Source organism: Nocardia sp. NPDC004860 (genome assembly GCF_040609015.1).
Taxonomy (GTDB): domain Bacteria; phylum Actinomycetota; class Actinomycetes; order Mycobacteriales; family Mycobacteriaceae; genus Nocardia.
This window is the reverse complement of sequence record NZ_JBEXJI010000008.1, coordinates 167,040-186,701: the sequence shown is the minus strand read 5'-3', so window position 1 is coordinate 186,701 and position 19,662 is coordinate 167,040. Positions and strand designations below refer to the sequence as shown.

At 69.7% G+C, this 19,662-nt stretch carries 17 protein-coding genes; all 17 read right to left on the bottom strand.

All coding sequences use genetic code 11. The annotated features are described in order from the left end of the window. Window positions 1-2,526, bottom strand: a complete 2,526-nt coding sequence (locus ABZV44_RS18220; RefSeq protein WP_354837425.1) for a primosomal protein N' — start codon at window positions 2,524-2,526, stop codon at window positions 1-3. An 84-nt stretch (window positions 2,527-2,610) separates the two neighbouring features. Next, complete coding sequence (metK, locus tag ABZV44_RS18215) at window positions 2,611-3,825, bottom strand: methionine adenosyltransferase (RefSeq protein ID WP_354837423.1); 1,215 nt, start codon at window positions 3,823-3,825, stop codon at window positions 2,611-2,613. Between the two features lie 217 nt (window positions 3,826-4,042). Further along, window positions 4,043-5,263 carry a bifunctional phosphopantothenoylcysteine decarboxylase/phosphopantothenate--cysteine ligase CoaBC gene (gene coaBC, locus ABZV44_RS18210; RefSeq protein ID WP_354837421.1) on the bottom strand — a complete coding sequence of 407 codons (1,221 nt, stop codon included), beginning with the start codon at window positions 5,261-5,263 and terminating at the stop codon, window positions 4,043-4,045. 7 nt (window positions 5,264-5,270) lie between these two features. Further along, window positions 5,271-5,549 carry a DNA-directed RNA polymerase subunit omega gene (gene rpoZ, locus ABZV44_RS18205; protein WP_067713345.1) on the bottom strand — a complete coding sequence of 93 codons (279 nt, stop codon included), beginning with the start codon at window positions 5,547-5,549 and terminating at the stop codon, window positions 5,271-5,273. A 74-nt stretch (window positions 5,550-5,623) separates the two neighbouring features. Further along, the gene (gene gmk / locus ABZV44_RS18200; RefSeq protein WP_354837419.1) at window positions 5,624-6,208 is read right to left on the bottom strand and encodes a guanylate kinase; all 585 of its coding nucleotides are present in this window, start codon (window positions 6,206-6,208) and stop codon (window positions 5,624-5,626) included. Window positions 6,209-6,215: 7 nt separating this feature from the next. Further along, a complete protein-coding gene (gene mihF, locus ABZV44_RS18195) occupies window positions 6,216-6,539 on the bottom strand; it encodes an integration host factor, actinobacterial type (RefSeq protein ID WP_033086940.1) in 324 nt (107 codons plus the stop codon). Window positions 6,540-7,141: 602 nt separating this feature from the next. Continuing rightward, window positions 7,142-7,570: a VOC family protein gene (locus tag ABZV44_RS18190; RefSeq protein ID WP_354837416.1), complete on the bottom strand. Its 429-nt coding sequence runs from the start codon at window positions 7,568-7,570 to the stop codon at window positions 7,142-7,144. Between the two features lie 83 nt (window positions 7,571-7,653). Continuing rightward, a complete protein-coding gene (locus ABZV44_RS18185) occupies window positions 7,654-8,283 on the bottom strand; it encodes a LysE family translocator (protein ID WP_354837414.1) in 630 nt (209 codons plus the stop codon). Window positions 8,284-8,327: 44 nt separating this feature from the next. Further along, the gene (locus ABZV44_RS18180) at window positions 8,328-9,176 is read right to left on the bottom strand and encodes a patatin-like phospholipase family protein (protein ID WP_354837412.1); all 849 of its coding nucleotides are present in this window, start codon (window positions 9,174-9,176) and stop codon (window positions 8,328-8,330) included. 149 nt (window positions 9,177-9,325) lie between these two features. Beyond that, window positions 9,326-10,150 (bottom strand): orotidine-5'-phosphate decarboxylase, encoded by an 825-nt coding sequence (pyrF, locus tag ABZV44_RS18175; RefSeq protein WP_354837410.1) that lies wholly within the window; start codon window positions 10,148-10,150, stop codon window positions 9,326-9,328. After that, window positions 10,147-13,452: a carbamoyl-phosphate synthase large subunit gene (gene carB / locus ABZV44_RS18170; protein WP_354837408.1), complete on the bottom strand. Its 3,306-nt coding sequence runs from the start codon at window positions 13,450-13,452 to the stop codon at window positions 10,147-10,149. Before carB ends, pyrF begins: the two co-directional genes overlap by 4 nt. Beyond that, window positions 13,452-14,570 carry a glutamine-hydrolyzing carbamoyl-phosphate synthase small subunit gene (carA, locus tag ABZV44_RS18165; protein WP_354837406.1) on the bottom strand — a complete coding sequence of 373 codons (1,119 nt, stop codon included), beginning with the start codon at window positions 14,568-14,570 and terminating at the stop codon, window positions 13,452-13,454. The genes carB and carA overlap by 1 nt, the downstream gene beginning before the upstream one ends. After that, complete coding sequence (locus tag ABZV44_RS18160) at window positions 14,567-15,067, bottom strand: transporter (RefSeq protein WP_354837404.1); 501 nt, start codon at window positions 15,065-15,067, stop codon at window positions 14,567-14,569. Before ABZV44_RS18160 ends, carA begins: the two co-directional genes overlap by 4 nt. 104 nt (window positions 15,068-15,171) lie before the next feature. After that, complete coding sequence (locus tag ABZV44_RS18155) at window positions 15,172-16,464, bottom strand: dihydroorotase (protein WP_354837402.1); 1,293 nt, start codon at window positions 16,462-16,464, stop codon at window positions 15,172-15,174. A gap of 70 nt (window positions 16,465-16,534) precedes the next feature. Continuing rightward, complete coding sequence (locus ABZV44_RS18150; RefSeq protein ID WP_354837400.1) at window positions 16,535-17,500, bottom strand: aspartate carbamoyltransferase catalytic subunit; 966 nt, start codon at window positions 17,498-17,500, stop codon at window positions 16,535-16,537. Further along, a complete protein-coding gene (pyrR, locus tag ABZV44_RS18145; protein ID WP_354837398.1) occupies window positions 17,497-18,135 on the bottom strand; it encodes a bifunctional pyr operon transcriptional regulator/uracil phosphoribosyltransferase PyrR in 639 nt (212 codons plus the stop codon). The genes ABZV44_RS18150 and pyrR overlap by 4 nt, the downstream gene beginning before the upstream one ends. A 245-nt stretch (window positions 18,136-18,380) precedes the next feature. Continuing rightward, a complete protein-coding gene (locus ABZV44_RS18140) occupies window positions 18,381-19,589 on the bottom strand; it encodes an ROK family transcriptional regulator (protein ID WP_354837396.1) in 1,209 nt (402 codons plus the stop codon). Window positions 19,590-19,662 lie beyond the last annotated feature (73 nt).

Genomic DNA, 19,662 nt, shown 5'->3' with positions numbered 1-19,662 from the left:
TCAGCCGATGTCGATGGGGTCGATCTGGACGCGCAGGGGCGCGTCGGAGCGATGGGTGCTGCGGACGGCCTGAGCGGCGGTGAGGGCGCGGGAGAGGGCCGCGCCGGTGGCGCGGTCGGCGCGCAGGATCATGCGTTCGACCTCGGCGGGAGAGTCGCCGGAGGAGAACGGCTTTCGCGCACCCGGCGGCAGCGGCACCGGGCCCAGGATCTCGACGCCGTCGGGAAGCTGTGCCTCGCCGAGCAATTCGGCGATGGAGTCCGAGGTGCCGTCGATGGCGGCGAAGCGAACCGCGGGCGGGAAGCGCACCTCGGTGCGCTGCTCGAGCTCGAAACCGGCGTGCCACACCGGATCCCAGCGCACCAGCGCCTGCACGGTCGGGATCCCGGCGTCCGCCATGACGATGACCCGGCCGCCGGGGCGCACCAGCGCCGCGGCCGACATCCAGCGACGCAGGGCGTCCTCGGCGGCGCGGAGATCGGCGCGGCCGAGCAGGGCCCAGCCGTCGAGCAGCATGGCGACGGCGTAACCGCCGGGCACCCGGGGTTCCGCGCCGATGGTGGACACCACGACCTGCGGGCCCTCCGGCACGGTGTTCAGGATCGACGACCCGCCCGAACCTCGCACGGGCACACCGGGAAACGCGCGTCCCAGTTCTTCGGCCGTGCGCGACGCGCCGATGACGACGGCCCGCAGCGCCCGCGATCCGCAGGCTCCGCAGCGGAAGGCCGCCTCGGTGATCCCGCACCAGCGGCAGGCCGGGCTCTGCGCCTCGGCCACCCCTTCCCGCCCGCTGCGCAGCGCGCCACGTGACGCGGGCGCGCCGTCCGGCAGCGCCAGTGGACCGTTGCAATGGCGGCAGCGTGCCGGGGTCCGGCACTTGGCGCAGGCGAGCGCCGGAATGTATCCGCGCCGCGGCACCTGAACCAGCACCGGCCCACCGGCCTTGATCGCCTTGCGCGCCTCCGTGAACGCCACGGCCGGAATGCGGATGGCCTGCGCGATCGGGTCCCGCTCCAACGCCGCGTCGGTATCGCCGGGCGCGGTGATGCGCGGCATGGCCTGCCGCACCACGGCCCGATCCGCGAGCAGATCGTGCGCCCAGCCGGATTCGACGATCGCCTGCACCTCGGCCGTCCGCGAGAACCCGCCCGCCACGAACGCCGCCCCGGTCTCGTGCGCCCGCAACATGGCCACTTCCCGCGCATGCGGGTACGGCGACCGCGGTTCGGCGAAGGTATCGTCCCCGTCATCCCAGATGGCGATCAGCCCAAGATCTTTCACCGGCGAGAACACGGCACTCCGCGTCCCCACGACGACCCGCGCCGTTCCCCGCAACACCGACAGCCAGCGCCGATACCGCGCCGAGGGCCCCAACCCCGCCGCCAATCCCACCGCCGACTCCCCCACCAGCGCAACACATTCCCCCAGCACCCGATCCAGATCTCGCTGATCCGGCACCATGATCACCGCACTGCGGCCGCCGCGCACGGTCACCGCCGCGAGCTCCGCCAGCCGCCGCGCCCAGTCCTCCCCCGGCAATGCCTGCCACCCTGCCCGCGGCCCGCGCCCTGCCGCCAGCGCGCCCAGGAACGAATGCCCGTGGACATACCGCCCCCACGCCGGGAACTCAGCGGCCGACGTCGGCGAAGCAGCGGTTACCGGCTGCTTCCCGGACTCGTCTGCCGGCACCGCGGCCACTGAAGCCGTCGAGTGGTCGCCGTCGCCGTGCACAACCAGATCAGGCTGCGCAGCAACGGTTCCCGTCGAGCTTTCGGAGGGGACCGCGGCCGCATCGACGGCCACAGCCATCGACACCGAATCGCTGTCGGCGACAGGAGTCATCTCATCCGTGGCGGATACATCGCTGCTCCGAACCGGGGCGGTGTCCGCGCCCTCGCCGTGCGCGGCGTCCCCGATGTCGCTTCCGCCCGCGATCGCGAGCGCCGACTCCCCCACAGACGGGCCACCTTGCGGAACGGGGTGTGCGGCAGCGTCTTCAGCGTTTCCGGGCACGACGGAGGTCGTCGCGTCACTCGGATGCGATGCGGTGGTGCGGGCCTGCGCAACGTCGGGGTGGGCCGAGTCATCGGCTGCCGCAACAGGATCAGCGGCCGGTGGGCTCTTCTTCGAAGTGCGCTTGGGCTTTTCGGGCTTTTCCACGCCCTCCGATTCGACCTTGGCGTGGCGGGGCGGGATGGCGAGGCGGAGGACGTCGGCGCGAGTGCCCGCGTAGCGGGCGGCCACGGCGGTGACGAGGGAGAGGATCTCCGGGGTGAGGACGCGTTCGCCGGAGACGACACGTTCGAGGCGAACGAGTTTGCCGGTGTGATCGGACTTTGCGCGGCGTTCGAGGAGGTAGCCGTCGACGAGGCGGCCGGAGAAGCGGACGCGGACCCGGACGCCGGGCTGGGCGAGCTCGTCCATCTCGGGCGGGACCAGGTAGTCGAAATCCCGGTCCAGGTGGGCGGGTTCGAGCAGGGGCAGGACCCGCGCGATCGGCCGGGGCTCGCCAACGCGCTCCACCTCCCTGCACTTGGCGGGAGCGTCGGACTCGGAGGGGTTCTCCGTGCCCGACGCTCCCGTCGAGAGTGGTGGGGTGCCGGTCAACTACAGCCCGGCGGCCGCACGCAGCTTCTCCGCGCGGTCGGTGCGCTCCCACGGCAGATCGACGTCGGTGCGGCCGAAGTGGCCGTAGGCGGCGGTCGGCGCGTAGATCGGGCGCAACAGGTCCAGGTCGCGGATGATCGCGCCGGGGCGCAGGTCGAAGACCTGACCGATGGCGTCGGAGATCTTGATCGGGTCGATCAGCTCGGTGCCGAAGGTCTCGACGAACAGGCCGACCGGGGCGGCCTTGCCGATGGCGTAGGCGACCTGGACCTCGACCCGCTCGGCCAGGCCGGCGGCGACGACATTCTTGGCGACCCAGCGCATGGCGTAGGCGGCCGAGCGGTCGACCTTCGACGGGTCCTTGCCCGAGAAGGCGCCACCACCGTGGCGGGCCATGCCGCCGTAGGTGTCGACGATGATCTTGCGGCCGGTCAGGCCCGCGTCACCCATGGGTCCACCGAGCACGAACTTGCCGGTCGGGTTGACCAGCAGGCGGACATCGGAGGTGTCCAGCGGGTTGGGCAGCTGGAGTTCGCCGAGCACCGCGTCGACGACCTTCTCGCGGATGTCCGGGGTGAGCAGGTTGTCCAGGTCGATGTCGGCCGCGTGCTGGGTCGAGATGACCACGGTGTCGAGGCGCTTGGGGATGGCGCCGTCGTACTCGATGGTGACCTGGGTCTTGCCGTCGGGACGCAGATACGGCAGCACGCCGGACTTGCGGACCTCGGTCAGGCGGCGAGACAGCTTGTGCGCCAGCGAGATCGGCAGCGGCATCAGCTCCGGGGTCTCGACGGTGGCGTAACCGAACATCAGGCCCTGGTCGCCCGCGCCCTGACGGGCGATCTCGTCGTCCTCGCCGCCCACGCGGGCCTCGTGCGAGGTGTCCACGCCCATGGCGATGTCCGGCGACTGGGCGCCGATGGCGACGTTCACACCGCAGGAGGCGCCGTCGAAACCCTTTGCGGAGGAGTCGTACCCGATCTCCAGGACCTTCTCGCGGACGATGGTCGGAATATCGGCGTAGGCCGTGGTGGTGACCTCACCGGCCACGTGCACCTGACCGGTGGTCACCAGGGTCTCCACCGCGACCCGGCTGCGCGGATCGGCCGCGAGCAACGCGTCGAGGATGGAATCGCTGATGGCATCACAGATCTTGTCGGGGTGACCCTCGGTCACCGACTCACTGGTGAATAGGCGGCTGCCAGACGTGCGCACAGTTGTTCCCTCTCCCTCAACGGGTTTCTCGTATCGGGTGGCGACAGTAGCGTCTCCGCTGCATCGCACAACCCTTTGTCTCAGGTTATTCCAATATGTTCGTCACAGGGGCGAGCCGCCCTCGTTAAGAAACACATCGTGACTCAGACAGTCGCCGTTAATCTGCCGCCCCAGCGGCAGACAGCGGCAAGTGCCCGAACCCTGCGGTGCCGAGGCTTCAGCGGAGCAAGGGGCCGAGTGCATCCAGCACCCGGCTGGCCAGCAGTGCCTTGGACCCGTGGTCCAGGGCGATCTCGGTGCCGTCGGCACCGAGCAACCAGCCGTCGTTGGTGTCGACCTCGAAGGCCTTTCCCTCCCCGACGGCATTCACGACCAGCAGGTCGCAGCCTTTACGGGCCAGTTTGGCCCGGGCGTGGGTGAGCACATCAGCGTGCTCGTCCCCGGTCTCGGCGGCGAAGCCGACGATCGCGGTGCCCGGTAGGTGCCCGTCGCGACGGGACTGCACCAACCCGGCCAGGATATCCGGTGTCTTGGCGAGCGCGATCGAATCCGGTTCTCCCGCACCCTTTTTGATCTTAGCCGCCGCCACGTTCACCGGACGGAAGTCGGCCACCGCCGCGGCCATGACGACCGCGTCCGCACCCAGCGAGTGCTTGTCGACGGCCACCTTCAGCTGTTCGGCGGTGGTCACGTGCACGACCTCGACCGCGGCCGGCGGTTCGAGCCCGATGGTATTGCCCGCGATCAGCGTCACCTGCGCACCGCGCTGGGCGGCCAGGCGGGCGATCGCGTAGCCCTGCTTGCCGGAACTCCGATTGCCCAGGAAGCGCACCGGATCCAGCGGTTCCCGGGTGCCGCCCGCGGACACCACGACGCGGCGGCCCTCGAGGTCGCGCGGCAGGGCGTCGGCGCGTTCGAGCAGCAGCCGGGCCAGACCGAAGATCTCCTCCGGCTCGGGCAGCCGGCCCGGGCCGGTGTCGGTGCCGGTCAGCCGGCCCGAGGCCGGTTCCATGACCACGGCGCCGTGCGCGCGCAGCGTCGCCACGTTCGCGCGGGTGGCCGGATGCTCCCACATCTCGGTGTGCATGGCCGGGGCGAACAGGATCGGACAGCGCGCGGTCAGCAGCGTCGCGGTCAGCAGATCGTCGGCGCGGCCCTGCGCGGCGCGGGCCATCAGGTCCGCGGTGGCGGGGGCGATGACGACCAGGTCGGCCTCCTGGCCGAGGCGCACGTGCGGCACCTCGGGCACATCGGCGAAGACACCGGTGTGCACGGGGTGGCCGGACAGCGCCTCGAAGGTGGCCTTGCCGACGAATTGCAGCGCCGACTCGGTGGGAATGACACGAACCTCGTGCCCGGTTTCGGTGAACCGGCGCACGAGGTTGCAGCTCTTGTAGGCGGCGATACCGCCGCCGACTCCGACGACGATCCGGGTCACCGCGGGACTACTCCCCTTCGGAGTGCTCGAGCAGGTCGGCGTGGATCTCGCGCATCGCCACCGACAGCGGCTTCTCCTGCAGACCCGGCTCGACCAGCGGACCGACGTATTCGAGAATGCCGTCGCCGAGCTGGTTGTAGTAATCGTTGATCTGCCGGGCCCGCTTGGCCGCGTAGATGACCAGCGCGTACTTGGACGAAGTCCGCTCCAGCAGTTCGTCGATCGGCGGGTTGGTGAGGCCGACCGGAGTGTCGTAGGCGGGCGCGGTCTTGATGTCCGTACTCACTAGGAGGACTCCTGCGGGGTTGTTCGGAAGGGTGGCATCCGGCTCGCTTCGAAGACGAGCCGGTAGTTCGGGACCTATGACCCCGAATTTGTGCTAACGAACAACGATACCAACTGCTCACAGGCGCTGGTCACGTGGTCGTTCACGATGACGATGTCGAACTCGTCACATGCAGCCAATTCGGTGCGAGCGGTCTGCAGACGACGCTCGATCACCTCGGGCGATTCCGTCCCGCGCGAGGTCAGGCGGGACACCAGCTCGTCCCAGCTGGGTGGGGCCAGGAAGACCAGTTTGGCTTCCGGCATGGTCTTGCGGATCGAGCGCGCGCCCTCGAGGTCCACCTCGATCAGGACATGATGTCCGGACGTGAGCGCTTCCCGCACGGGTGCGGCCGGGGTGCCCGACCGCTGCAGTCCACCATGGATGTCGGCCCATTCGAGCAGTTCGCCCGCCACGATCATGGCGTCGAACTTCTCACGGGTGACGAATCGGTAGTCCCGGCCGTCGACCTCCCCGGGCCGCGGAGCCCGGGTGGTGGCCGACACACTGAATACCAATTCGGGCAGTCGTTCGCGCACGCAGCGCACGACGGTGGACTTACCGACGGCCGAGGGGCCGACCAGGACAACCAGTCGACCCTTCCGAGTGTGTTCGACCACCCTCGGATTATTCGGCGCTGAAGTCGAACCGGGCCAGCAGCGCCTTACGCTGCCGGTCGCCCAGTCCGCGCAGGCGGCGGGTGGGAGCGATCTCGAGCTCGCTCATGATCTCGGCCGCCTTGACCTTGCCAACCTTCGGCAGGGCCTCGAGCAGCGCCGAAACCTTCATCTTGCCGAGGACTTCGTCCTTCTCGGCGTCCGCAAGGACCGTCTTCAGATCGGTGCCACCACGCTTCAAGCGCTCCTTGAGCTCCGCCCGAGCGCGGCGAGCGGCAGCCGCCTTCTCCAAAGCAGCGGCGCGCTGCTCGTCAGTCAGCTGGGGAAGGGCCACGGTTCCTCCGTCTCATCGTTCATTGCTTGATCTACCTCCGGTAACCCGGTGGTCTCAGCGACCGTACCCACGACGCTTGCCGATTGCGAACCCACCCCCCAGGTCAGCGCGTGATTCGGGCCGCGACCGGGCCGGATGGGCAGCGGTGCGGGCAGTGCCGGACCGGCCCCCGCGATCCGCTCCGCACGGTCGCGAATAGCCTTGCAGCCAGGGCTTTTTCGCGGACTTGACAGGGCTCGGAAGAGGTCGGACGGGCCCCGCGCGAAACCGTGACCGACCTGTAATCACGCGACCTGGATTTTTCTTGGATTTCTCGGCGTGTCGTTCGATTCAGCACCGCGTGTCGCGCATCACCCGAGGCGCTGCGAAGGGTGCCGAAACACGCAATTCCGACACCTTCCCTTGCAGGTCGGGCCGTTTCGGGGCGGCCCTGCCACCGTCGGAACGGCCTGTTTTCCACCCCTCACGCGGCCACTGACGGCTCAAACCTCCCGGCGCCGACGAACTACGCCCGCCGCGGTGTGGCGGGCGTGAGAGAGGCGATGCGGACAAGCGTTCGATCGGCTCGCCGGACGGGTTCGCCAACAGCGAACAAGATCGCGTCAGTCGTCGTACCGGCACAGCTCCACGAGCGTGCCCTCCGGAGCCCGCACATGCGCCACGCGCATGCCCCACGCGGGCTGATCGGCGGGCTCGGCGGCGATCCGGGCGCCACGCTCGCGCAGGGTCTCGACGGCCCGGTCGACATCGGCGACGCGCAAAACCACGACGACCGTGTCGATCTCGCCGCGCGGGCGATGCGCGGCGCCGATCGCGGCGTCCATGTAGGCGCGAGTGAACAGCGCGAGATCCTGGCCGCCGAGGGTGAAGCAGGCGTAGGGGCCATCGTCGGATTCGGGGACGTCGCCGGGCACCTCCTGCTTCAGGGGCAGGCCCAGGACGTCACGATAGAAGCGATAGCTGGACGCGAAATCGTCCACCAGGACGCGGGTTTGGCCGTAGGAGACGAGGCCGAGGCCGGCGTCGGACATGAGAAATCCCACCTTTCTACCGAGCAGTCGGGTTTCAGCCTAGTGCTCCGGGCAGGCGGCCGATCAGGCCCTCCGAGACGGAATCAGTTGCTCTGCATGGCGATTCGCAAGCCCAGCCCGACCATGAAGGCGCCCATGGCGGCGTCGAGGGCACGGCGCGCCCGGCGGCGGGTGAACACGTGCCGCAATGCGCCCACGCCGAAGGCCAGGATCACGAACCAGAACAGGTTGGCGGTCGTGCACACCACGGCCAGTTCGAAGGTGCCCAGCGCCGACGGATCGGCGGGCAGGAACTGCGGCACCAGTGCGATGAAGAACACGGCGCACTTGGGATTCAGCAGGTTGGTGAGCAGGCCCTGCCGGAAGGCGACCAGCGCACCGCGACGGTTCGCGGCCGCGCCGGGATCGGGCCGGTAGTCGCCGCGCCGCGCGGCCAGCAGCGCGCGAATGCCGATGTAGGCCAGGTAGATCGCGCCGACCAGCTTCACCACCGTGTACGCCTCGGCCGAGGCGGCCAGCAGCCCGGCGACGCCGATCGCGGTGACCAGCGCCCATACGAACACACCGACCGCGATGCCGCCCGCGCTGGCGACCCCGGCGCGACGGCCGGAGACCACCGAATTCCGCAGCACGATCAGGAAATCCGGCCCGGGCGACATGGAGCCGAGCACGATCACCCCGGCCAGTGTGAGAATCTCGGTGAGCGACAGCACCCGGACAGCCTACGCGTCGGCCCGGTGCCGGTTCCGGCCCCGATTCAGGCGGCGGGCCAGAAGTCCTTCAGGCCGGGAGCCGCCTCCGCGCCCTGGCGCAGGCCCGCCTGGTAGGCGGGCTCCAGAGCGGCGGCGTTGAACAGGTCAGGGCCGTAGGCGGCGATGGCGCCGGCGTCGGGGACGATGAATGCCGTTGCCGCACCGCCCAGCTCGCGATCGGTGGGGCTGTGCGGGAACAGGTGGGCCAGGGGTTCGATGATCAGCATGCGTTCGGCGCCGGCCGCCAGGTCGGCATTGATCGGCGAGCGCATGCCCCCGTCGAAGTAGTAGGCGCCGTCGATCGGGATGGGCGGGAAGACGCCGGGCACCGACGTGCTCGAGGCCAGCGCCTCGGGCAGGGTGGCCTTGCCCTCGGGAGTCCACACCTGGAGTGCGCCGGTGGTGACGCTGATGGCGGTGATCCGCAGATCGCGCTGCGGCCAGGACGCGTTGCCGACGAACCCGCCGATGCGGGCGATATGGTCGGCCGGATCGCCGACCGCCATCTCCAGCGCGCGGGCGCCGGCACGTCGGCGCGCCTCGTCCGGGTCCAGTCCGGGGGTGGCGAGGATGCCCATGATCTCACCGAAACTGTTCGGGTCGAACCGGATCGGCGGCAGGTCGGAGTCCGGGGCGGGCCGCCGCAGCAGCAGGCTCGGGTCGACCTCGGCGGCGAGCGCGGCACCGACGACCGCACCGGCGGAGGTACCGACGATCCGCTCGGCCAGGGCCGGGTCGATACCGGCCTCACGCAAAGCGATGACCACGCCCGCCATCCAGCTCAGGCCGACCGCGCCACCCCCTCCGAGCACGAGCGCGTGACGAATTTCGCTGGGCGGCACCGCGGCAGACATGCTGCCACTGTATCCGAGCGGAAGGAACCGGAGGGTTGCCCTCCGAAATTCGGCTCGGGCCTGAACGGGAGTCGCCCCGGTCGCGCCGGGGCGATTCCGTGTCGGGCAGGGGTTGCGGCATTACCGTATTCAGTTCTGCAGGAAGGCATTCAGTCCTGCAGGAAGGCGAATTCCTCTGCGAGCTCGGCGACCCGCTGCTTCAACGCGGCGACCGACGGACCGGACTTGAGGACCTCGCGGGAGACGTTCGGCAGGACCGCGCCGAGGCTGCTCGCGGGGACCAGCTTGCGGATCGAGTCCGCTCCCCCGCCCTGCGCGCCGACACCCGGCATGAGGATGGGGCCGTTGAGCGCACTCAGGTCCGGAGCCGCGTCCAGCGTCGCGCCGACCACCACACCGACGGAACCGAATCCGGCTCCGGCATTGGCGGCCGCGGCGTCGTCCACCATGCGCTGGGCGATGCTTCGACCGTCGGAGCCCGTGATGTTCTGCAGTTCCACCGCCTCCGGGTTGGAGGTGGCGGCCAGCACGAACACGCCGCGATCATTGGCCTCGGCGAGGTCCAGCGCCGGTGTGAGGGAACCGAATCCGAGGTACGGGGAGACGGTGACCGCGTCCGTGCCGAGCGGCCCGTCGCCGAGCCAGGCGTGGGCGTAGGCGTCCATGGTGGAGCCGATATCGCCGCGCTTGGCGTCGGCCAGCACCAGGGTGCCCGCCGCGCGCAGTGCGGCAATCGTCTCCTCCAGCACCAGGATTCCGGCCGAGCCGTAGGTCTCGAAGAACGCCACCTGCGGTTTGACCAGCGCCACCCGGCCCGCGAAGGCCCGCACGCAGGCGTCGGCGAACTTCGCCACGCCCGCGGCGTCCTCGCTCAGGCCCCAGGCCCGCAGCAGCGGCGGATGCGGGTCGATGCCGACGCACAGCGGGCCGTGCTCGCGCATCGACTCCCGCAGCCGCGCACCGAAGGTCGTCATCCGCGCAGCACCGCGTGGAGTTCCTGCAGGGACCGCACGCCGATGCCGCCGCGAATGGTGGCCTCGATGCCCTGCACGGCCGCGGCCGCGCCCTGCACGGTGGTGATGCACGGGATGTTCGCGCCCACCGCGGCGGTGCGGATCTCGTAGCCGTCCACGCGCGGGCCGTTGTTGCCGTACGGGGTGTTGAACACGATGTCGACGTCACCGTCCTTGATCATGTCCACGATGCTGGGCTGGTCGGCCACCTCATCGGAGTGCTTGCGCACCTGATCGCAGGGAATGCCGTTGCGGCGCAGCATTTCCGCGGTGCCCTCGGTGGCGAGGATGCGGAAGCCCAGGTCGTGCAGGCGTTTGACCGGGAACACCATGGCCCGCTTGTCGCGGTTGGCGATGGACACGAACGCGGTGCCCTCGGTCGGCAGCGAACCGTAGGCGGCCGACTGCGACTTGGCGAAGGCGGTGCCGAAGTCGGCGTCGATGCCCATGACCTCGCCGGTGGACTTCATCTCCGGGGAGAGCAGCGAATCCACGCCGGTGCCGTCGGGGCGGCGGAAGCGGTGGAACGGCAGCACGGCCTCCTTGACCGCGACCGGGGCGTCGATCGGCGCGTAGCCGCCGTCGCCCTCGGCCGGGAGCAGGCCCTCCTTGCGCAGCTCGGCGATGCTGGCGCCCAGCGCGATTCGCGCCGCGGCCTTGGCCAGCGGCACCGCGGTGGCCTTGGAGACGAACGGCACGGTGCGGCTGGCGCGCGGGTTGGCCTCGAGGACGTAGAGCACGTCGTCCTTGAGCGCGTACTGCACGTTCAGCAGGCCCTTGACGCCGATGCCCTTGGCGAGCGCGGCGGTGGAGCGGCGCACGGCCTCGATATCGCTGCGGCCCAGGGTGATCGGGGGCAGGGCGCACGCCGAGTCACCGGAGTGGATACCGGCCTCCTCGATGTGCTCCATGACGCCGCCCAGGTAGACCTCCTCGCCGTCGCACAGGGCGTCGACGTCGATCTCGATGGCGTCCTCCAGGAACCGGTCGACCAGCACCGGGTGGTCCGGGGTGATCTCGGTGGCGCGGGAGATGTAGTCCTCCAGGGACTTCTCGTCGTAGACGATCTCCATGCCGCGGCCGCCCAGCACGTAGGACGGGCGCACCAGCACCGGGTAGCCGATCTCGTTGGCGATCTTCTTGGCCTGCGGGAAGGTGGTGGCGGTGCCGTACTTCGGAGCCGGAAGGCCGGCCGCCACCAGGACATCGCCGAATTCGCCGCGGTCCTCGGCCAGGTCGATGGCGGCAGCGGAGGTGCCGACCACGGGCACGCCCGCGTCGGTGAGGCGCTGGGCCAGGCTCAGCGGGGTCTGGCCGCCGAGCTGGCAGATGACGCCCGCGACGGCGCCGGACTCGGTCTCGGCGTGGTACACCTCGAGCACGTCCTCGAAGGTGAGCGGCTCGAAATAGAGGCGGTCGGCGGTGTCGTAGTCGGTCGACACGGTCTCCGGGTTGCAGTTGACCATGATGGTCTCGAACCCGGCGGCCGACAGCGTCTGCGCGGCGTGCACACACGAGTAGTCGAACTCGATGCCCTGACCGATACGGTTCGGACCCGAGCCGAGAATGATGACCTTCTCGCGTTCCTTCTGCGGCGCCACTTCGGATTCCGCGGCGGGATCCAGCTCGTAGGCCGAGTAGTGGTACGGGGTCTTGGCCTCGAACTCGGCCGCGCAGGTGTCGACGGTCTTGAACACCGGGCGGATGCCGAGGCGGTGGCGGAGCTCGCGCACGCCGCCCTCACCGGCGAGTTCCGGTCGCAGCGAAGCGATCTGGCGATCGGAGAGGCCGTAGTGCTTGGCCGTGCGCAGCAGCGGCTCGTCCAGCACGGGGGCGTCGATGATCTCCTGGCGCAGCTCCACCAGGCCCGCGACCTCGGCCACGAACCACGGGTCGATGCCGGAGGCGGCGGCCACGTCCTCGATGCTCGCGCCCAGGCGCAGCGCCCGCTCCACCTGGTAGATGCGGCCCTCGGTCGGAACCTTCAGGTCGTCCAGGATGGCCTGCGCGTCGGTCCACTCGCCGTCGGGCTGGGTCCAGAAGCCCGCGGCCTTGGTCTCGAGCGAGCGCAGCACCTTGCCCAGGGCCTCGGAGAAGTTGCGGCCCATGGACATCGCCTCGCCGACCGACTTCATGGTCGTGGTCAGCGTCGGGTCGGCGCCCGGGAACTTCTCGAAGGCGAAGCGCGGGGCCTTGACCACGACATAGTCGAGGGTCGGCTCGAAGCAGGCCGGGGTCTCGCCGGTGATGTCGTTGAGGATCTCGTCGAGGGTGTAGCCGATGGCCAGCTTGGCGGCGATCTTGGCGATCGGGAAACCCGTTGCCTTGGAAGCCAATGCCGACGAACGCGAGACGCGCGGGTTCATCTCGATCACGATCAGGCGGCCGTCGCGCGGGTCCACCGCGAACTGGATGTTGCAGCCGCCGGTGTCGACGCCGACCTCGCGCAGGATGGCGATGCCCAGATCACGCATCTTCTGGTATTCGCGGTCGGTGAGGGTCATGGCCGGGGCGACGGTGACCGAGTCACCGGTGTGCACGCCCATCGGGTCCACGTTCTCGATCGAGCAGACGATGACGACATTGTCCTTGCCGTCACGCATGAGCTCGAGCTCGAATTCCTTCCAGCCCAGGATGGATTCCTCGATGAGCACGTTCGCGGTGGGCGAGGCGGCCAGGCCGCCGCCGGCGATGCGATCGAGGTCGTCGTGGTTGTAGGCCATGCCCGAGCCCAGGCCGCCCATGGTGAACGACGGGCGCACGACGACCGGGAAGCCCAGTTCCGCAACGGTTTCGCGGACCTCGTCCATGGTGTAGCAGACCTTGGAGCGCGCCGACTCGCCGCCGACCTTGGCGACGATGTCCTTGAACTTCTGGCGATCCTCACCGCGCTGGATGGCCTCGAAGTCGGCGCCGATCAGCTCGACGTTGTACTTGTCGAGGATGCCGTTCTCGTGCAGGGCGACAGCGCAATTGAGCGCGGTCTGGCCGCCCAGGGTCGCCAGGATCGCGTCCGGGCGCTCCTTGGCGATGACCTTCTCGACGAATTCCCAGGTGATCGGCTCGACATAGGTCGAGTCGGCGAACTCCGGGTCGGTCATGATGGTCGCCGGGTTGGAGTTCACCAGCGACACGCGCAGGCCCTCGGACTTGAGGACGCGACACGCCTGGGTTCCCGAGTAGTCGAACTCGCAAGCCTGGCCGATGACGATCGGGCCCGAGCCGATCACCAGGATGTGGTTGAGATCGGTGCGGCGTGGCATCAGGCTCCTTCCATCAGCATGGCGAAACGGTCGAACAGGTAGGCGGCGTCGTGGGGTCCGGCCGCGGCCTCGGGGTGGTACTGGACGGAGAAGGCGCGGCCGCTCACCAGCTGCACGCCCTCGACGACACCGTCGTTGGCGCACACGTGGCTGACCTCGGCCTTGCCGAACGGGGTGTCGAACACCTCGCCGCGCTCGCCCTCCAGGGCGAAGCCGTGGTTCTGCGCGGTGATCGAGATGCGGCCCGAATGATGCTCGACGACCGGCACATTGATGCCGCGGTGGCCGAACTTCATCTTGTAGGTCTTGCGCCCGAAGGCGCGGCCCAGGATCTGGTTGCCGAAGCAGATGCCGAACAGCGGGATGTCCTCGCCCAGCACCTGCTGGGTGAGCGCCACCATGGCGTCCTGGGTGGCCGGGTCGCCCGGGCCGTTGGACAGGAACACACCGTTCGGGTTCAGTTCCTTGATCTGGTCGAAGGTGACGTTGGACGGCACCACGTGCACCCGCATGCCGCGCTGGGCGAACATGCGCGGGGTGTTGGACTTGATGCCCAGGTCCACCGCGACCACCGTGAAGCGGTGCTCGCCGATCGGGTCGACGGTGTACATCTCGTCGGTGGAGACCTCGCCGGCCAGGTCCGCGCCCAGCATGGACTGCTGGCCGTTGACCTTGTCGAGCATGTCCTCGTACTCGGTGAGCGACTCACCCGAGAAGATGCCCGCCTTCATGGAACCGCGGGTGCGCAGGTGCCGCACCAGGGCCCGGGTGTCGATGCCCGCGATGCCGACGACGTTCTGGTTCTCCAGTTCGTCCTGCAGGGTGCGGGTGGCGCGCCAGTTGGAGGCGCGGCGCGCGGGGTCGCGCACGGCGTAGCCGGCGACCCAGATCTTCGAGGACTCGTCGTCCTCGTCGTTCCAGCCGGTGTTGCCGATCTGCGGCGCGGTGGCCACCACGATCTGGCGGTCGTAGCTGGGGTCGGTGAGGGTCTCCTGGTAGCCCGTCATGGCGGTACAGAACACCGCCTCACCCAATGTCTGCCCGACGGCGCCGAAGGTCGTCCCGCGGAACACGCGGCCGTCCTCGAGCACCATCACGGCAGTATTTCCGCTGCTCATGCCTCGTCTCCCGTCTTCGTAGCTGCTGCGGTCCATGCCGGGTACACCGCTTTGTCGTCGCCGCGGAAACCGGTATCCACCTCGGTCCCGGTCGGCAATGTCCAGCGAATCACCAGCACACCGTCTTCCGTCATTACCTTGCCCGCGTGCCCGCGCTCGGCGCGCACCGCGGTAATGGATTCCTGGGGAATCCAGATCGTCGTCGCGCCGTCCCGCTCCAGCAGGATGCCGCGCTCGAATCGCGTGAGTTCCGCCGTGGCGCGGAAACCCAGGTCGCCCACCGTGATTCGCTGAATCCAGCTGGGGGCGAGGGTGCTGCCGAGGTAGAGCCCCGTGGTCGGCTCCAGCAGCTGCGCGCCGCAGTCGGCGGGCACCGGCGGCAGGTCGCCGACCGCCGAAGCCTGCTTCTTGGCCCGCCGGGTCCACGCCCGGTACATCAGCCACAGGCACAGCGCGAACAGCACCAGCAAAACCAGTACCTGCAGTGTGCGCTCCATTACGGTCCTCCGTGTCCTCTTTGGAATGCGCGGGGGGCCTGCGTGGTTACGCAAGCTTCCGCCTCCAGCCCCTGACCGCTCATTCCTGGGTTCCCCACCCGCCGCTAACCGGCGACGATCTTGCCGTCCCGGGCGGTGAGCCGGCCGCGCAGGAAGGTGGCGGTCACCTTCGCGGGCAGGGTCATCGCCTGGAAGGGCGTGTTGCGGGCGATCGAGGCGAGTTCGTCCGCCTCCACCGTCCATTCGGCGGCCGGGTCGATCAGCGCCAGGTTGGCGGGTTCGCCGACCGCGAGCGGCCGGCCCTGATCGTCCAGGCCCACGATCCGCGCCGGGTTCTCGCTCATCACCTGCGCGACACCGCGCCAGTCGAGCAGCCCGGGCTCGACCATGGTCTCCACGATGATCGACAGCGCCGTCTCCAGGCCCAGCATGCCGGGACGAGCGGCCGCGAACTCGCAGCACTTGTCCTGGTCGGCGTGCGGGGCGTGGTCGGTGGCGACGCAGTCGATGACGCCCTCGGCGAGGGCCTGCCGCAGCGCGGCCACATCGGAGGCCTCGCGCAGCGGCGGGTTCACCCGGTTCACCGCGTCATAGGTCTCCAGGCGCGAGTCGTCGAGCAGCAAGTGGTGCGGGGTCACCTCGGCGGTAATCGAAATACCCTGGGCCTTGGCCCATTTCAGCAGTTCGACGGTGCCGGCGGTGGAGGCGTGGCAGATGTGCACGCGGGCGCCGGCATCGCGGGCCAGCAGCGCGTCGCGGGCCACGATGGACTCCTCGGCGGCGCGCGGCCAGCCGGCCAGGCCCAGGCGGGAGGCGGTCGGACCCTCGTGCGCGACCGCGCCCTTGGTCAGACGCGGCTCCTCGGCGTGCTGGGCGATGAGCACGCCCAGCGAGTTCGCGTACTCCAGCGCGCGGCGCATGATCAGCGGGTCGTAGACGCAGTGACCGTCGTCGGAGAACATGCGCACCCCACCGACTCCGGCGGCCATGGTGCCCATTTCGGCGAGCTGCTTGCCCTCGAGCCCGACGGTGACCGCGCCCACCGGGTGCACGTCGACCAGGCCGACCTCCTGGCCGCGCTTCCACACGTGGTCGGTGATGACCGCGGTGTCGGCGACCGGGCTGGTGTTGGCCATGGCGAACACGGCGGTGTAGCCGCCCAGAGCCGCTGCGGCGGAACCGGATTCGATGGTCTCGGTGTCCTCGCGGCCCGGCTCGCGCAGGTGGGTGTGCAGGTCGATGAAGCCCGGCAGCAGGAATTGACCCTTGCCCTCGACGATCTCCGCGTCGGGTGCGTTCAGGCCCGCACCGATCTCGCGGATCTCACCGTCGGCCAGCAACACGTCGACCGGTTCGCCTTCGCCGTAGAGAAGGACATTCTTGATCAGGACGCTCATGCTGTCTCCTTTCCGCGCGTCCGGGGGCCCTCCGTGGTTACGCAGGCTGCCGCCTCCGGGCCTGACCCGATCACGCGACCACCTCGTCGGTTCCGACCAGCAGGCGGAACAGCACCGCCATGCGCATATGGACTCCGTTGTTGACCTGTTGCAGCACAGCCGCTTTCGGGGAATCGGCCACGGAGAAGCCGATCTCCATGCCGCGCAGCATGGGTCCGGGGTGCAGCACCACCGCGTGTTCGTCGAGCATCTTCATCCGGCGCTCGTTGAGGCCGTAGCGGATCGAGTACTCGCGCGCCGACGGGAAGAAGCCGCCGTTCATGCGCTCGGCCTGCACGCGCAGCATCATGACCGCGTCCGCGCCCGGCAGCTCGGCGTCGAGCGAATCCGAGACCCGCACCGGCCAGGCTTCCACGCCCACCGGCAGCAGCGTGCGCGGCGCGACCAGCACGACCTCCGCACCGAGCGTGTCGAGCAGGAACGCATTCGAGCGCGCGACCCGGCTGTGCAGGATGTCGCCGACCAGCACGACCCGCTTGCCCTCCAGGTCGCCGAGGCGCTGGCGCAGGGTCAGCGCGTCCAGCAGCGCCTGCGTCGGGTGCTCGTGCATGCCGTCACCGGCATTGATGATCGCGGGGCCCGGACCGGCGTAACCGCTTGCGGCCTCGTCCATCTCGGCGAACCAGCGCGCGATCTGATGGGCCGCGCCCGACGCCGGGTGCCGCACGATGAGCGCGTCCGCGCCCGCCGCGTGCAGGGTCAGCGCGGTGTCGCGCAGTGACTCGCCCTTGGAGACCGAGGAACTCGACGCGCTGACATTGATGACGTCGGCGCTCATCCACTTGCCCGCGACCTCGAAGGACACGCGGGTGCGGGTGGAGTTCTCGAAGAACACGGTCATGACCGTGCGCCCGCGCAGCGTCGGCAGCTTCTTGACCTCCCGGCCCAGCAGCGCCTGCTCGAACCGCTCGGCCTCGTCGAGCAGGCCGGTGGCGGCGTCCCGGTCCAGGTCGGTGACCGACAGCAGGTGCTTCACTGGTTGTCACCTTCCTGACGCAGGTAGACACCGTCGCGTCCGTCGTGCTCGCGCAGCAGCACCGAGATGTCCTCGGTGCGGGCGGTGGGAACGTTCTTGCCGACGTAGTCGGCGCGGATGGGAAGTTCGCGGTGGCCGCGATCGATGAGCACCGCCAGCTGTACCGCGCGGGGGCGGCCCAGATCGCGCAGGCCGTCCAGCGCGGAGCGCACGGTCCGGCCGGAGAACAGCACATCGTCGACCAGCACCACCAGCGCGTCCTCGATCCCGCCCTCGGGCACCGAGGTGCGCTCGAGCGGACGGTGCGGCTTGGAGCGCAGATCGTCGCGGTACAGGGTGATGTCCAGGGAGCCGATCGCGGGGCGGACGCCGGAGAATTCCTCGATCCGGCCGGCCAGGCGATGGGCGAGAGTGGTTCCGCGGGTGGGGATTCCGATCAGCACCACGCGAGCAACCTGGGGATCGCCGGAGTCCAGGGCCGTCTTCTCGATGATCTGGTGCGCCATGCGCGCGATGGTCCGGCCCACATCCGAATCCGAGAGCAGCTCGCGTCCGGTCTGGACCCGGTCCGGGTCGTGCCGCTGCGAGAACTCGGCAGCGCTCGACTTGGCCGCCCGGTCTTCGGGCACAGCCATGCCGACCTCCTTCCCCGCCTCACGGGACGGTCCGTTAAAGGATGTCTTTCGAGCGGTCACCCTACCAGCGCGCTTACCCGCCGTTGACCGCGCACCCCCTCCGTAACCGGCGTCGGCGTGCCCTTCGCGACACGCCGCGACCAGCCCGAACCCGAAACGTCCAGACCAACCGGCAAGCCCGCAGCTATGCGAGCCCGGTCGTCCTGTGGCCAGGTTCACGATCCAGCCGCCGGAGCAGTCCGGCGTCAGTGGCTGCTCGGGGTCCTGCGGTCGAAGACCAAGGGGCGGGCGGTGCGCAGGGCGGTGGCGATGGCGCCGAGCAGCACGGCGTCGTCGCCCAGTTCGCTCGGACGGACGGTGGGCCGCAGCGGGGTCGTCCGTTGCAGCGCCGCGCGGACCTGGTCGAGCAGGAGGTCGGCGCTGCGGCCGAGGCCGCCGCCGACGACGATGACATCGGGGTCGAGGACCGCGGTGACGGCGGCCACCACCAGGGCGATGCGTTCGCCTTCCTGGCGGACCACCTCGGTGGCGATGGCGTCGCCGGCGCGGGCGGCATCGAAGACGCGTTTGGCGGTGAGGCGGCCGGTCATGCCGCGGGCGCGCGCGGCGCGGACGACGGCGTCGGCGGTGACGGCCTCCTCGAGGGCGCCACGCCGGGAGACGCCGGCGGCGGAATCGCCGAAAGCGGCGGGAAGGAAGCCGACTTCGCCGGCCGCGCCGTGGGCGCCGGTGAAAAGCTCGCCCCGGGAGACGATTCCGACGCCGAGGCCGGTGCCGATGAGGACGTAGACGAACAGGCGGCTGCCGCGGCCGCCGCCGTGGGCGTACTCGCCGAGAGCGGCGAGGTTGGCGTCATTGTGGACGGACAGCTCGGAAACGCCGACAGCGTCGCGTAATTCGTCGAGCAGGCCCGCGCGGCCCCAGCCGGGCAGGTTGACGGCATAGTGCATCCGGCCGTCCTGGGGATCGAAGACGCCGGGGCTGCCGAGGACGGTGTGGACGATGCGGTCCACGGGAATCGCGGCGTCGCTCAGGGTTTCGCGCACGGCTCCGGCCGTCGCCCGGGCGAGGGCGGTGGCGGTGCGCGCACGGTTCGGAATATCGGTGCGGGACAGTACTTTTCCTGACAGATCGGCCACGGCGGTCCGCAGGAACGCGCGGCCGACATCGATGCCGAGCACGTAGCCCGCGGTCGGATCCGGTTCGTAGAGCACCGCCGTCCGCCCGCGCTCGGGGACGACCGTCCCGACCTCCCGCACCAGCCCGTGCTCCTGCAGCGCGGCAAGGGCGCTGGACACGGTGGGCTTGGACAGGCCGGTGTCACGGGCGAGCTGGGCGCGCGAGCTGGGTCCGGCGGTGCGCAGCTGCTCGAGCAGCAACCACTCGTTGTTGCTGCGCAAACGCTGCCTGTTCCAAGGGAGTTCGTCCATCACCGTCCGATCCTGATGCGTCATCGAGCCGACTGTAAACAATCGGCCGCGGCCCTTGACTCCGATAGTAAAGGAATTTAACTTTACAAAACCCATA